The organism is Mycobacterium sp., assembly GCF_035697385.1.
GTDB lineage: Bacteria > Actinomycetota > Actinomycetes > Mycobacteriales > Mycobacteriaceae > Mycobacterium.
The window spans coordinates 14,750-27,732 of the sequence record NZ_DASSCY010000086.1 but is presented as its reverse complement, the minus strand read 5'-3'; the positions used below and the strand labels follow the sequence as shown (position 1 = coordinate 27,732).

The 12,983-nt window shown below is 65.4% G+C and carries 14 protein-coding genes; 5 read left to right on the top strand and 9 right to left on the bottom strand.

The genetic code is table 11. The features are described 5' to 3' along the window. The 3 genes from VFH65_RS07790 to VFH65_RS07780 form a co-directional block, all read left to right on the top strand. Positions 1–190, top strand: a 190-nt coding sequence (locus tag VFH65_RS07790; RefSeq protein WP_353320576.1) for a hypothetical protein, incomplete at its 5' end; no start/stop codon positions are given. A gap of 76 nt (positions 191–266) precedes the next feature. Beyond that, positions 267–1,028 carry a class I SAM-dependent methyltransferase gene (locus tag VFH65_RS07785; protein WP_353320575.1) on the top strand — a complete coding sequence of 254 codons (762 nt, stop codon included), beginning with the start codon at positions 267–269 and terminating at the stop codon, positions 1,026–1,028. 69 nt (positions 1,029–1,097) lie between these two features. Then, the gene (locus VFH65_RS07780; protein WP_353320574.1) at positions 1,098–1,928 is read left to right on the top strand and encodes an SDR family NAD(P)-dependent oxidoreductase; all 831 of its coding nucleotides are present in this window, start codon (positions 1,098–1,100) and stop codon (positions 1,926–1,928) included. A 19-nt stretch (positions 1,929–1,947) separates the two neighbouring features. On the opposite strand, the gene VFH65_RS07775 is transcribed toward VFH65_RS07780, so the two are convergent. The 3 genes from VFH65_RS07775 to VFH65_RS07765 form a co-directional block, all read right to left on the bottom strand. Beyond that, on the bottom strand, positions 1,948–2,748 hold the full coding sequence (locus VFH65_RS07775; protein WP_353320578.1) for a glycine betaine ABC transporter substrate-binding protein: 801 nt from the start codon (positions 2,746–2,748) through the stop codon (positions 1,948–1,950). 45 nt (positions 2,749–2,793) lie between these two features. Continuing rightward, on the bottom strand, positions 2,794–3,975 hold the full coding sequence (locus VFH65_RS07770) for an NAD(P)-dependent malic enzyme (protein ID WP_353320573.1): 1,182 nt from the start codon (positions 3,973–3,975) through the stop codon (positions 2,794–2,796). Positions 3,976–4,042: 67 nt separating this feature from the next. Beyond that, positions 4,043–5,032, bottom strand: coding sequence for a malate dehydrogenase (locus VFH65_RS07765; RefSeq protein WP_353320572.1), 990 nt, complete (start codon positions 5,030–5,032; stop codon positions 4,043–4,045). A gap of 175 nt (positions 5,033–5,207) precedes the next feature. Here VFH65_RS07765 and corA point away from each other — a divergent pair, with 175 nt between their 5' ends. After that, positions 5,208–6,311, top strand: coding sequence for a magnesium/cobalt transporter CorA (gene corA, locus VFH65_RS07760; protein WP_353320571.1), 1,104 nt, complete (start codon positions 5,208–5,210; stop codon positions 6,309–6,311). 14 nt (positions 6,312–6,325) lie between these two features. Here corA and VFH65_RS07755 read toward each other — a convergent pair whose 3' ends face one another. The 6 genes from VFH65_RS07755 to VFH65_RS07730 all read right to left on the bottom strand — a co-directional run bounded on the left by VFH65_RS07755 (position 6,326) and on the right by VFH65_RS07730 (position 12,101). Further along, the gene (locus VFH65_RS07755) at positions 6,326–6,919 is read right to left on the bottom strand and encodes a suppressor of fused domain protein (protein ID WP_353320570.1); all 594 of its coding nucleotides are present in this window, start codon (positions 6,917–6,919) and stop codon (positions 6,326–6,328) included. Next, positions 6,916–8,157 (bottom strand): ABC transporter ATP-binding protein, encoded by a 1,242-nt coding sequence (locus VFH65_RS07750; protein ID WP_353320569.1) that lies wholly within the window; start codon positions 8,155–8,157, stop codon positions 6,916–6,918. Before VFH65_RS07750 ends, VFH65_RS07755 begins: the two co-directional genes overlap by 4 nt. A gap of 4 nt (positions 8,158–8,161) precedes the next feature. Then, positions 8,162–8,986, bottom strand: coding sequence for a carbohydrate ABC transporter permease (locus VFH65_RS07745; protein WP_353320577.1), 825 nt, complete (start codon positions 8,984–8,986; stop codon positions 8,162–8,164). 66 nt (positions 8,987–9,052) lie between these two features. Beyond that, positions 9,053–9,985 carry a carbohydrate ABC transporter permease gene (locus VFH65_RS07740; protein WP_353320568.1) on the bottom strand — a complete coding sequence of 311 codons (933 nt, stop codon included), beginning with the start codon at positions 9,983–9,985 and terminating at the stop codon, positions 9,053–9,055. Then, positions 9,982–11,382, bottom strand: coding sequence for an ABC transporter substrate-binding protein (locus VFH65_RS07735; protein WP_353320567.1), 1,401 nt, complete (start codon positions 11,380–11,382; stop codon positions 9,982–9,984). The genes VFH65_RS07740 and VFH65_RS07735 overlap by 4 nt, the downstream gene beginning before the upstream one ends. Before the next feature lie 194 nt (positions 11,383–11,576). After that, positions 11,577–12,101 (bottom strand): general stress protein, encoded by a 525-nt coding sequence (locus tag VFH65_RS07730; protein WP_353320566.1) that lies wholly within the window; start codon positions 12,099–12,101, stop codon positions 11,577–11,579. 133 nt (positions 12,102–12,234) lie between these two features. On the opposite strand from VFH65_RS07730, the gene VFH65_RS07725 reads away from it, so the two are divergent. After that, positions 12,235–12,981, top strand: a complete 747-nt coding sequence (locus VFH65_RS07725) for a DUF4190 domain-containing protein (protein ID WP_353320565.1) — start codon at positions 12,235–12,237, stop codon at positions 12,979–12,981. Positions 12,982–12,983 lie beyond the last annotated feature (2 nt).

Genomic DNA, 12,983 nt, shown 5'->3' with positions numbered 1-12,983 from the left:
GGTGCAGGAGGAGCCGGCCAACCAGGGTGCGTGGCCGAACTTCGGTCTGGCGCTGCCGGAGGTGCTGCCGGAGAAGTTGACTGGCATCAAACGGATTTCGCGGCGCGCCATGTCGGCGCCGTCGTCGGGTTCGTCGAAGGTGCATGCCGTCGAGCAGCAGGAGATCCTGGACGAGGCGTTCGCGCCGTAGGAGAGCCCGCTTCGGGAGTGCTGGGAGCAAAAGACGTAGCGGCCCATCGTCGCTGGAGCGGATCTACCGTGGGTAGATGACTGTTGTAGACGTTCGCCACCACAAGGCCGACTATGGCTTCGACGGGGATTATCGCGCCGTACCCGCCCCCGTCGTCGCCGGCATCACGGGAGCGACGAGCGCCGCACTGCTCACATTGGCGGCCAGAAGTCTTGTCCGTCGACGGCCCGTCGCCGCGGCGGTGACCGGCGGCGTCGGCGCATCCATCGTGACGACCGCGGCGCTGTTCATCCGCACCACCCGCGTCGGCAAGTTCGAGGTATGGGCGCAAATCCTCAAACACCTGGGGCTGCGCGGCGACGAGACACTGCTGGACATGGGCTGCGGGCGCGGCGCGGTGTTGCTCGCCGCGGCCAAACTGCTCCCGAAGGGCCGCGCCATCGGCGTCGACATCTGGCGCGCCGACCAGACCGGTAACTCGCAGCAGAACACGATGCGCAACGCCGAAATCGAGGGCGTCGCAGACCGTGTCGAGGTACGCACTGCCGACATCACGGCTCTGCCACTCGACGACAACAGCGTCGACGTGATCGTCAGCAGCCTTGTGGTGCACAACATTTCGGAGCGGGGCGGGCGTGAGAAGGCCATCAGCGAGGCGGCGCGTGTGCTGCGACCGGGTGGCCGATTGATCCTGGTCGACATCTTCTTCACCAATCACTACGCCCGTCAGCTGCGTGACCTCGGGTGGACCGAGGTGACCCGGCGCAACCTCGGCTGGCGCATGTGGTGGGCGCCGGGGATGGGCACCCACGTCATCACCGCAACCAAGCCTGCCTAGGGCCCTGTAGGGCGGACCGCGGGTACCGGCTAGCCTCGACCGGAGTCAACGGACACGAGGAGTGTGGTTATGGAGGGCTTCGCCGGGAAGGTCGCTGCAGTGACGGGCGCCGGGTCGGGCATCGGGCAGGCACTCGCGATCGAGCTGGCACGCTCGGGCGCAATGGTGGCGATCAGCGACGTCGACACCGAAGGCCTGGCGGCCACCGAGGAGCGCTTGAAGGCCATCGGCGCACCGGTGAAGGCCGACCGGCTCGACGTGACCGAGCGCGAGGCGTTCGGGGTGTACGCCGACGCCGTCGCCGAGCATTTCGGCAAGGTCAACCAGATCTACAACAACGCGGGCATCGCGTTCGCCGGTGACGTCGAGGTCAGCCAGTTCAAGGACATCGAGCGAGTGATGGATGTCGACTTCTGGGGCGTCGCCAACGGCACCAAGGTGTTCCTGCCCCACCTGATCGCCTCCGGCGACGGGCACGTCATCAACATCTCCAGCATCTTCGGGTTGTTCTCGGTACCGGGTCAGGCCGCATACAACGCGGCGAAGTTCGCGGTCCGCGGGTTCACCGAGGCGCTGCGCCAGGAGATGGAGGTGGCCGGACATCCCGTCAAGGTGACGACAGTGCATCCCGGCGGCATCAAGACCGCGATCGCCCGCAACATGGAGACCGTCGAAGGCCTGGACAAGGAAGAACTGGCGCAGACCTTCGACAAGAAGTTGGCCGCCACGTCACCGCAGAAGGCCGCGCGGATCATCCTCGACGGCGTTCGCAAGAACAAGGCCCGCGTGCTGGTCGGAGCCGACGCCAAGGTGCTCGACGTCATCGTGCGCGCGACCGGCTCGGGGTATCAGCGGTTGTTCTCGACGGTGATGTCGCGAATGGTGCCCAACGCGCACTAGGTGTCTGCGCGGGGCGGGATTAGTCGCCGAGCGGGTGTTCGGCCAGGAACGCGTTGGCCACCAGACCGGGCTCGGTGCCGTCGGCGACCTGGGCGCGCATCTGCGCCAGCGCGGCGGTGTCCAGCACACCGGCCACCTCGTTGATGGCGAGCACCTGCGATTCGGTCAGCTCGTTGCGCCGATACAGCGGCACCAGGTTCTCGGCGCGGATCAACGACGTGCGATCCGACAGCGTGAGCAGCTCGGTGGGGATGCCCGGCGCAGCGGTCGTCGTCCATGCCGCGTTGATCTCCCCCGCCCGCAGTGCCGCGAATAGCGTTGCGCTGTCGGGAAATTCACGCCCCTTTTTGATCGCGCACGTGCCTATGGCGGCGGGTCGAGGCGCACCGGCGACTTGCCCGACGTTGAGCTTGTCGCAATTGCGGGCTGCCACCGTCACGTCGCGGCCGCCCCAGGCGTCGGCCGTTGACTCGGTGACGGCCAACGCCGGTTTGTCCTCGGCGGAGGTGGTGTAGTCGCCCGCGGCCACGCCCTCTGGCAGCGCGGACACCATCGCGCGATACACCTGCGCGGCCGAGCGCGCGGGGGCATCTGGCTGAAACCGCGCCAGGAACTGGCCGGTAAGTCCGGGCACGATCCGGATCTGTCCGGAGTCGAGTTCTGACAATGGATCACTGCCCGACTCCACGTGCGCAGGGCTGCCGTAAGAGCGCAATGCGGCCGCATACAGATGGGCTACAAGCGCTGACTCGGCGTCCGGCTTGGCGCCCACCGCGATCGACGGCGCACCCATCTGCTCACCGCAGCCCGCGGTCACCATCGTGATCAGCGCGGCCAGCGCCAACGCCAGCCGGCGGGCGAACACCTATACGCCGGCGGCCGCCGCCACCGCGTCCGCCACGGCAGGCGCGACCCGCGGATCCAGCGGGCTTGGAACGATCCGGTCCGGCGCTAGATCCTCGCACGCGACAGAGAAGATCGCCTCGGCGGCAGCGACTTTCATCTCCTCGGTGATTCGGCGCGCCCCGACGTCGAGCGCGCCGCGGAACACCCCGGGGAACGCCAACACATTGTTGATCTGATTCGGGAAGTCGCTGCGGCCGGTGGCCACCACCGCGGCGTACTTGGCGGCCACAGCCGGGTGAACCTCGGGATCGGGATTGGCCAGTGCGAACACAATTGACTCCGGCGCCATCGACGCGATCAATTCCTCGGGCACGACACCGCCCGACGCACCGAGGAACACATCGGCGCCCTTGATGCCCTCGACAAGGCCGCCGGTGAGGTCATCGGGGTTGGTGCGCTGCGCCAGCTCGGCCTTGACCGAGTTCATGTCCGAGCGCCCGGCATGCAGGATGCCTTGTGAATCCAGCACCGTGAGATCCGAAATGCCAGCGGACAGAAGAATATTCGCGCATGCCACGCCAGCGGCACCCGCGCCGGAGACGACGACCCGCAACGAGGTCATATCGCGGTCGAGCACCTTCGCCGCACCCAGCAGCGCGGCAAGCACGACGATCGCGGTGCCGTGCTGATCGTCGTGCATGACGGGGCAGTCCAGCGCGTCGATGACACGGCGCTCGATCTCGAAGCAGCGCGGCGCGGAGATGTCCTCAAGGTTCACCGCGCCGAACGTCGGGCGCAGTCGCACCAGCGTTTCGACGATCTCGTCAGGATCCTTTGTGTCCAGCACGATCGGGATCGAGTCCAGGCCGGCGAACGTCTTGAACAGCCCGCACTTGCCCTCCATCACCGGCAGCGACGCCGCCGGACCGATGTCACCGAGGCCGAGCACGGCGCTGCCGTCGCTGACCACGGCGACAAGGCGGTTGGCCCACGTGTACCTGGCGGCAAGCGTGTGGTCGGCCGCGATCGCGCGACTGACCTGAGCCACCCCCGGCGTGTAGGCGATCGACAACGCGCGCTGGGTGTCCAGCGGCGCGTTCAGCGCTACCGACAGCTTTCCACCGACGTGGGCAGAGAAGATCTCCTCGTCGCCAATGACGATCTGCGGGCTTTGGACATCCTGCGGCACCGTTTCAGTCACCGGCACAGGCTACTTGGCGTAATTAACAAGGCCAGCGACGGGGTTGTGAATATTGCGAATATTTCGCTCAGATCAGCCCGAGATCAGTGACTGCCTTGCGCTCATCTGCGAGTTCGGCGGTGGACTTGTCGATCCGGCCGCGGGAGAAGTTGTCGATCTCCAGGCCCTGCACGATCGACCAGTTGCCGTCCTTGGTGGTCACAGGGAACGACGAGATCAGGCCCTCGGGGACGCCGTAGCTGCCGTCGGAGACGACGGCCATCGAGACCCAGTCGCCGTCCGGGCTGCCCTTCAGCCAGTCCCTGGCGGCGTCGATGGTCGCCGATGCGGCCGAGGCCGCCGATGACGCGCCGCGCGCGTCGATGATCGCGGCGCCGCGCTTGGCGACCGTGGGGATGAAGTCGTTCTCGATCCACGCCTGGTCGTTGACGACCTCGGCAGCGTTCTTTCCGCCGACCTCGGCGTGGAAGATGTCGGGGTACTGGGTGGCCGAGTGGTTGCCCCAGATCGTGATCTTCTTGATGTCGGCGACCGCGGCTCCGGTCTTCTTGGCCAGCTGTGAGATCGCCCGGTTGTGGTCGAGGCGGGTCAGCGCGGAGAACCGCTCCTTCGGAATGTTGGGCGCGTTCGTCATCGCGATCAACGCGTTGGTGTTGGCCGGGTTGCCGGTCACGCCGATGCGGATGTCCTCTGCGGCAACCTCGTTCAGGGCCTTGCCCTGGGCGGTGAAGATCGCGCCGTTGGCCTCGAGCAGATCGCCGCGCTCCATGCCAGGGCCGCGGGGACGGGCGCCGACGAGCAGGGCAAGGTTCACGCCGTCGAAGATCTTCGTCGGGTCAGAGCCGATCTCCACCCCGGCCAGCGTCGCGAACGCGCAGTCGTCGAGCTCCATCACGACACCCTCGAGTGCCTTGAGCGCGGGCTCGATCTCGAGCAGACGCAGCTCGATCGGGCGATCGGCGCCGAGCAGCGAGCCGCTCGCGAGGCGGAACAGCAGGCTGTAGCCGATCTGGCCGGCGGCACCGGTGACAGCGACCTTGAGGGGACTTGTGCTCACGTCAGATGCTCCTTGGACTCCAGTTGGGTTCCGCACGAAACTAGCGCACTCGCATCAGCCGTCGAATCCCCGGTCCGAACCTGCTCATGACCGGTGCGGATATGGGCGGCCGCGTAACATTGCGCGAGGGCCAAAAGACCTGCGTTGCTGTCTTTATCCAGGGGAGAGTGACCCGATGCCATCGTTTCGCGCGTTGCCTCCATCGCTTCGACCTGTCGTGCGGTCCAAGGCCTCCGGCCCGGATGCAACGTCCATTCACGTTCCTGTCGCGCGAGCCATGGTCGACTGCGGCATCTACGTCGACGGCAAACGGCTGGTCGGCAGGTACACCCACGCTGCCGCGCTGAGCAAGGTGCGCGAGCTGGAGCGCGAAGGCACGGATGCGTTCGTCTGGATCGGCTTGCACGAACCCGACGAGCATCAGATGCAGGCGGTCGCCGACGTGTTCTGCCTGCATGAGCTGGCCGTCGAGGACGCCGTGCACGCCCATCAGCGGCCCAAGCTCGAGCGCTACGACAAGACGCTGTTCCTGGTGCTCAAGACGGTGAACTACGTCGAGCACGAATCCGTAGCCCTGGCCCGCGAGATCGTCGAGACCGGCGAGATCATGATTTTCGTCGGCGCGGATTTCGTGGTGACGGTTCGCCACGGCGAGCACAGCGGGCTGGCTGGGGTGCGCAAGCGGCTGGACGCCTCGCCTGCCACTCTCAAGCTCGGCCCGTACGCGATCATGCACGCGATCGCCGACCACGTTGTGGACAGCTATCTCGATGTCACCGATCTGATCGAAACCGATATCGACGCGATGGAAGAGGACGTCTTCTCGCCGACGAGAAAGACCAACATCGAATGCATCTACCTGCTCAAGCGTGAGGTGGTCGAGCTGCGACGGGCCGTCGGTCCTTTGACGCTGGCCCTGCAGCGAATGGGCACCGACCACAACGACCTGATCTCGATCGAGGTCCGGCGATACATGCGCGACGTGCTTGACCACAACATCCAGGCATCCGACCGGATCACCAGCTACGACGAGATGCTCAGCTCACTGGTGCAGGCCGCGGTCGGCAAGGTCGCGATGCAGCAGAACATCGACATGCGCAAGATCTCGGCGTACGTCGCGATTGCGGCGGTGCCCACGGCGATAGCCGGCATCTACGGGATGAACTTCGATTACATGCCGGAGCTTCACCAGGTGTGGGGCTATCCGGCGGTGTTGTTGGTGATGCTGGTCGTCTGCACACTGCTGTTCAGCGCGTTCCGCCGCAACCACTGGCTCTAGTCTCGGCGAAGGACTCAGGTGGGGTTGGCGGCGCGCCGCGACGGGTCGAGCACGTCGACCCCGTCCTGCGTCCACGCCTCCCGCATCGCGTCGGCACCCTTGAGCCGCACCCACGCCGCCTCATTGCCGGTGATCGGGATGGCTCTGTAAATGGTGACCGGTGGCCGCGGCGCCGGCAGTGCGACGTCGTCGATATCGCTGCGGCCCAACAGGAATGCGGTGAATGGCGCGCCCTCCCACAGTGGTGACTGCAGATCGACCAACGCATCGGGTTCCAGCATCAACCCTTCCACCGCGGGCGCCGCGGCCAGGATGGCCACCGAGCGGGACAGGCCTTTTGGAGACGGCCCGCGCAGCACCACCACCACCTCCGCGCGCGGCCCGTGTATCGCGTCGGTAACCATCTCGGTCGGGTCGAACATCGGATGCCGCGAACAGCCAAGCGACACATAGTGATATGCGCCCACACTGTCGGGACCGAATCGCAGCACCTCGATGCGCTCGGCACCGAGAAATGTCACGCTCGCCGCATCGGGCTCGGCGATGACTCCCGCCCGGGCGAATTGCTCGTGCAGGTGTGCACGGACTTGCGCCAGGACGTCGGTCACTCGGCCGGAGGTGGTGGCACAGGCTCGCTCTCCGGCGCAGGCTCACTCGCCGGCGCCGGCTGTCCGTTGCCGCCACCGACAGCGATGGTCAGGTTCTCGCCGGTGTCCGCGTCGAAGATCGCAATCTTGCTGGTGTCGAATGCCAGTTCCATCTTCTGGCCATGGGTCACCTTCGACTCGGTGGAAACCCGTGCCACGAACTCGTTTTCACCAACCTCGGACTCGGCGGCCGCGGCCAGCTGGGCCGACTGGGCGCCGGCACCCTCCATCTTGAAGTGCACATACTTCTCGGCGCCAAGGGATTCGACCACGTCGACGTTCACCTCGAAGACCAGCGCCCTGATCCGCTGATAGGTGTCGATTAGCGAGGCATCCGCGAGATGCTCCGGCCGGATACCGACGATCACATTGTTTGGCCTCTTGTGCTGGCCCATCACGTCGTGAACATCCTGGGTCAGCGTGACCTCGCCCATCGGCAGGCGTACCCCTACGTCGGTCATGGTGCCGGGGAAGAAGTTCATGGCAGGCGACCCGATGAACCCTGCGACAAACAGGTTGGCGGGTCGGTTGTATAGCTCCTCGGGCGTGCCGATCTGTTGGGCCACACCGCCCAGCAGGACGACCACCCGATCGCCGAGCGTCATCGCCTCGGTCTGGTCGTGGGTGACGTAGACGGTCGTGGTGCCCAACCGGCTCTGCAGCCGTGCAATCTCCGACCGCATCTGAACCCGCAGCTTCGCGTCCAGGTTCGACAGCGGCTCGTCCATCAGGAACGCCTTGGGGTTGCGCACGATTGCGCGCCCCATCGCCACCCGCTGTCGCTGGCCACCCGAGAGCTGCCCTGGCTTGCGGTCCAAAAGCTCGGTCAGGCCAAGGACTTTCGCGGCATCCTCGACCTTGGTGGCGATCTCCGCCTTCTTCACCTTGGCCAGCGTCAGCGGAAACGCAATGTTTTGGCGGACGGTCATATGCGGGTAGAGCGCATAAGACTGGAACACCATTGCGATGTCACGATCCTTGGGCGCCTTCTCGTTGACACGTTCGCCGCCGATGCGCAATTCACCTGACGAGATGTCCTCGAGCCCGGCAATCATGTTCAGCGTGGTGGATTTTCCGCAGCCGGACGGGCCGACCAGGATAATGAACTCGCCATCCGCGATGGTGACGGAGAGATCCTTCACTGCCGTCGCGCCGTTGGCGTAACTCTTGGTCACCTGGTCCAACACAATTTCGGCCATCGAATTACCCCTTTACCGCGCCGGACGTCAGACCGGCGACGATCCGTCGCTGGAAGATGAGAACAAAGACAATGATCGGGATGGTGATGATCATCGCACCGGCCGCGATCGAACCTGTCGGCTCCTCGAATTGAGAACTGCCGGTGAAATTGGCGATCGCCACGGGCGCCGTGATCGCCCGCTCGGTGGCGGTCAGCGACAGGGCCAGCAGCAGGTCATTCCAGGCGAAGATGAACACCAGGATCGCGGCGGTGACGATACCGGGCGCGGCCAGCGGAGCGATCACCTTGCGGAACGCCTGGCCCGGCGTGGCGCCATCCATTTTCGCAGCCTTCTCCAAATCCCAAGGGATCTCCCGGAAAAACGCCGACAGGGTGTAAATGGCAAGCGGCAGTGCAAAAGTGATGTACGGGATGATCAATCCGGGCCAAGTGTCGAATAGGCCAACCGCGCGTTCGATGTTGAAAATCGGTGTCACCAGTGAGATGTGCGGGAACATCGCGATCAGCAATGCAACCCCGATGAGGAGTTGCTTGCCTGGGAAGTCCAGCCGGGCCACTGCATAGGCCGCCATACCGCCGATCACCACCGCGATCACGGTGGTGATCAGCCCGATGCCGATGGAGTTGATCAGCGCGGAGCTGAACGCACCGCCTTGGAAAATGGCTTTGTAGTTGTCGAACGTGATCTCCGCCGGAATCAGCTTGCCGTCCTTGACGCTTGACGTCGGCTTCAACGACAGGGACAGAATCCACAGCACTGGGAACAGCGCGTAGATGATCACCAGGGTGTTGATTACCGCCCAGCCCGAGGCGCGTCCCGCGCCCACCCGGTCCGTCATGTCTGCTCGCTTCCTCCTCGGGCCTGGGGGCCCGCATCGTCAGCTTCGGCCATCTCAGCGACTCCCCTCGTCGGCTCCGGGCGCCGCCGCGCCGAAGCCCTTGATGAAGATGAAGGCGATCAGGGCGACCGACAGAAAGATCAGCACGCTGATCGCCGAGCCCAACCCGACGTTGAACGCCTTGAACAGGTTGTCGTAGCCGAGGATTGACACCGAGCCGGTGTTGTTCGCGCCACCGGTGATCACGTAGATGTTGTCGAAGATGCGGAACGCATCGAGCGTGCGGAACAACAATGCCACCAGGATCGCGGGTTTGATCAACGGGATTATCACCTTGAACAGCCGCTTCCACGGACCCGCTCCGTCCATCTGCGCCGCGCGTAGCAGATCCTCTGGCACCAGCGCTAATCCAGCCAGCAGCAGCAACGCCATGAACGGCGTGGTCTTCCAGACCTCCGCGAGAACCACTATGGCGAGCGACGGAAGCTGTTCGGTCAGCGGCGCAGAGCCTTCTGGCAGCAGGTTGGCCAGATAGCCGGTGCTCGGCGTCCATGCGTAGTACCAGCTGTACGCCGCGGCCACCGTCACGATGCCGTACGGAATCAGAACCGCGGTTCGCACGACGCCCCTGCTGAAGATGGTCCGGTGCATCACCAGCGCGAGCGCCAAGCCGAGCACCAACTCGATGACCACCGAAATCACCGTGATCGCCAGCGTGACCGCGAACGCCGTCCACCAATACCCGTCGGTCAGGATGGTGACGTAGTTGGACAGCCCGACGAACGCATTGTCCTGCGGGGTGGCCATGTTGTAGCGCTGCAGGCTCAGCCATATCGCGTATCCGATGGGATACGCCGTCACGACCAGCATCAGGACGACGGCGGGTGCGATCAGCAGGAACGCCAGCCGGCGCTCAGAACGCACGTCGTCGGTGGCCTGCTTGGCACCGTCGGGTGCAGCGACCGGCTCAACGGCAGCTGCGGTCATGGGATCAGCCCCTTACCCTCGATGGCCTTCTGCACCTGTTCGGCGAGCTCGTCGGCCGTCCGCTCCGGATCGATGTCGGTGATCGGCGCCAGCGTCACCGAAATCCGCGTCGACACCGCTTGGTAGACGGGCGTGGCGGGCCGCACCGCCGCGTTGGTCAGCTGGTCACGAATGATGGCGTACTGCGGATACTTCGCCTGAAATGCCGGATCGTCGTAGAGCGATGTCCGCACCGCAGGCAGTCCGCCCTCGACCGAGGTGTAGCGCTGGTTCTCGACATTGCGCAGACAGCGGATCGCCTCGAAGGCCTCGGCCTTGTGCTGGGTGTTCTTGCCGACCGCCAGGTTCAGACCGCCGAGTGTCACCTTGGCCGGCTCGTCCTGCTGCACACCCGGATAGTGGGCAAATCCGAACACCGGCTTGCTCGCGTCGTAGGCGACCTTGAATTGTTCGTCCGTCGGCGAGAAGGTGCCGGCATCGTTGATGCTGCCTGCCAGGTCGGGGCGGTCGTTGAGCGGCAGGAAGCTCACACCGCCCTTCACCGCGTTCTCCAACAACGACGGCAGCACGTACGGCCAGTTGACCTCCAGTGCGGCGTTGCCCTGTTCGAGCGCCAACCGCGCGGTCGTTTCGTCGGTCTGCGTTATTGACGGGTCAGCCCCTGGCGCGGTCGCAACCGACTTGATGATCTGCAGCGCCTTGACGGTGGCCGCGCGATGTTCGGGGGTGTCGGTGAGGGTGACGGTCTTGCCGTCGTCGGAGAGCACTTGGCCGCCAGCACTTTCCAGCAAAGTGTTGAACCAGACAACCAGGCCCTCGTACTGCTTGCCCTGCACGGCAATCCAACTCGGCTCTCCCGCCGCGTGCAGCCGCGTCGCCTCGGCTACCATGCCGTCCCATGTTGTCGGCGGCTCCGGTATCAAATCGGCACGGTACCAAAGCAATTGGGTATTTGTCGTGATAGGAGCGGCGTAAAGCTTGTCTTTCCACTTGGCCGTTTCCAGCGGTCCGGGCAGGGTGTTGGTAGTGGCATCGGTCTCGGCCTGTCCGGCCGGGTCGTCGGAAAGTGGCAACGTCCAACCGGCCTCGGCGAACTCCGCGGTCCACACCACGTCCAGTGCCATCACGTCGAGGCTCTTGTCGTTACCGGTGAGGCGGCGTGCCAGCTGCAGCCGTTGGTCGTCGGCACCCTTTGGCAGGCTGATCTGCTGAATGGTGAAGCGGCCGCCGAGTTCTTCGTTGCAGCGCTTGGCGACGGCGGTGAACGTATTGGCCTCGTTTGCTGGCGTGTAGTAGTTGATGACGGTTCCACCGCCGCTCGAACCACACGCCGTCACCACCGACGCCGTCGTCAGCGCGGCCAATGCCGCGGCGCCTACCTTCCGAGCGCGCACCATCAGCCTCCGTTCCGCCGGGAACGTCCCGCGCGGAAACCGTATTGCCAAATACGCGCGATTTGCAACACTTTCAAGGCGCGCGTCGCAATCGTGACCTGGCCGAGCACGCGCCGACTGCCGCCATCGCCGCGATGTCTGCGCGCAAGCGCAAGTCCCGTACTCACGTGTGGGCCCACGCGGAAAAGGCCAGGGCGCTAGATAGTCAAGCGCGCCAGCAGATCCCGGCCCCGCTCAGCGTTCTGCGGATCGCACAACACGTCGTAGCGTCCGGCGACGAGCTGCATCGTCGAACTGAAATCTCTTGTGCCGCGCGCCATCGCGTATGGGATGGCCGAGGTGATCAGGCCGAAGAACACACCGGCAACCAACCCGGTCGCCAACGCACCCCACGGGCTGGGGCTGAAAAAGCCCAGGACCAGGCCGATGAACAACCCGAGCCACGCACCGGTCAGCACACCACCGCCGAGCACCTTGGGCCAGGTCAGCCTGCCGGTGACGCGTTCCACCTGCATGAGGTCAACGCCGACGATGGTCACCTGCTGTACGGGAAATTCTTGGTCGGACAGATAGTCCACCGCGCGCTGGGCCTCGGCGTAAGTGGGATAGGAACCGATCGGCCACCCCTTCGGCGGCGTGGGCAGCGCGGCAGGACCGCGTCCCGTGGCCGACGTGCCAGGTGTGGCACCGAGATTCTGTCCAGACTGGAACGGGCTGGTCATCGAACTTCATTCTCCTGTCATCGGCGCCTGATTTCGCACGCGCTCTCACTTCAGACCAACGCCTCGACGGGCGCAAAGGTGCCCCGTAGCGAGCCCGCTACGGGTCCCGCGCACGTGCGCTAGGTTGATCAGCATGACAAATCCTGGCGAAGACGCAGGCCAAACGGCGTCATCCGACTCCAGCGCAGGAACGTCAGAGCCGACCTCGAGCGGCTACGAGGCGCCGCCCATCGAGCAAGCGCCTGAGCAGTCCAAGGAGCAGCCGGCGTCGCCGCAGGAGTCACCGCAGGAAGCCGAGCAGCCCGCCTACACGCCGCCGCCGGCCTACGACACGCCGAGCGCGCCGCCGGCGGGCTACGAGACGCCGGGCTATCCGCAGGCGTCCGGCTATCCGCCAGCCAGCTACCCGCCACCGGAGTACACGCCCCCGCCCAGCTACCCGCCGCCGGGTACGCAGGGCTACGCGCCGCCGCCGTACCCCGACCAGTCCAATTACGGAGCGCAGGCGTACCCGCCGCCGCAGTTCGGCACGCCGCCGCAGTACGGCACGCCGCCGCCCGGGTACGGACCACCACCGCCCGGGTACGGGCCGCCGCCGACGGGCTACCCAGCTCCGAACTACGCAGGCGCCTATGGCCAGCCCGCGCAGAAGACCAACACGCTGGCGATCGTGTCGCTGGTGGCGTCAGTCATCGGATTCATCCCGTTCTGCATCTTCGGCCTTGGCTCGATCATCGGCATCGTGCTTGGTGTTGTCGCGCTGAATCAGGTCAAGACTTCGGGTGAAGGTGGCCGCGGGCTGGCGATCGCCGGCATCGCGGTGGGCGCGGTGTCGCTGTTGAGCACCATTTTCTGGTCCATCGTGTTCCTGAACGTCTGACG

Coding starts and splice junctions, on each gene's coding strand:
- VFH65_RS07740 (WP_353320568.1), bottom strand. CDS start 9,985: ATGACCGCAGCTGCCGTTGAGCCGGTCGCTGCACCCGACGGTGCCAAG.
- VFH65_RS07780 (WP_353320574.1), top strand. CDS start 1,098: ATGGAGGGCTTCGCCGGGAAGGTCGCTGCAGTGACGGGCGCCGGGTCG.
- VFH65_RS07785 (WP_353320575.1), top strand. CDS start 267: ATGACTGTTGTAGACGTTCGCCACCACAAGGCCGACTATGGCTTCGAC.
- VFH65_RS07775 (WP_353320578.1), bottom strand. CDS start 2,748: ATGGTGACCGCGGGCTGCGGTGAGCAGATGGGTGCGCCGTCGATCGCG.
- VFH65_RS07730 (WP_353320566.1), bottom strand. CDS start 12,101: ATGACCAGCCCGTTCCAGTCTGGACAGAATCTCGGTGCCACACCTGGC.
- VFH65_RS07750 (WP_353320569.1), bottom strand. CDS start 8,157: ATGGCCGAAATTGTGTTGGACCAGGTGACCAAGAGTTACGCCAACGGC.
- VFH65_RS07735 (WP_353320567.1), bottom strand. CDS start 11,382: ATGGTGCGCGCTCGGAAGGTAGGCGCCGCGGCATTGGCCGCGCTGACG.
- corA (WP_353320571.1), top strand. CDS start 5,208: ATGCCATCGTTTCGCGCGTTGCCTCCATCGCTTCGACCTGTCGTGCGG.
- VFH65_RS07725 (WP_353320565.1), top strand. CDS start 12,235: ATGACAAATCCTGGCGAAGACGCAGGCCAAACGGCGTCATCCGACTCC.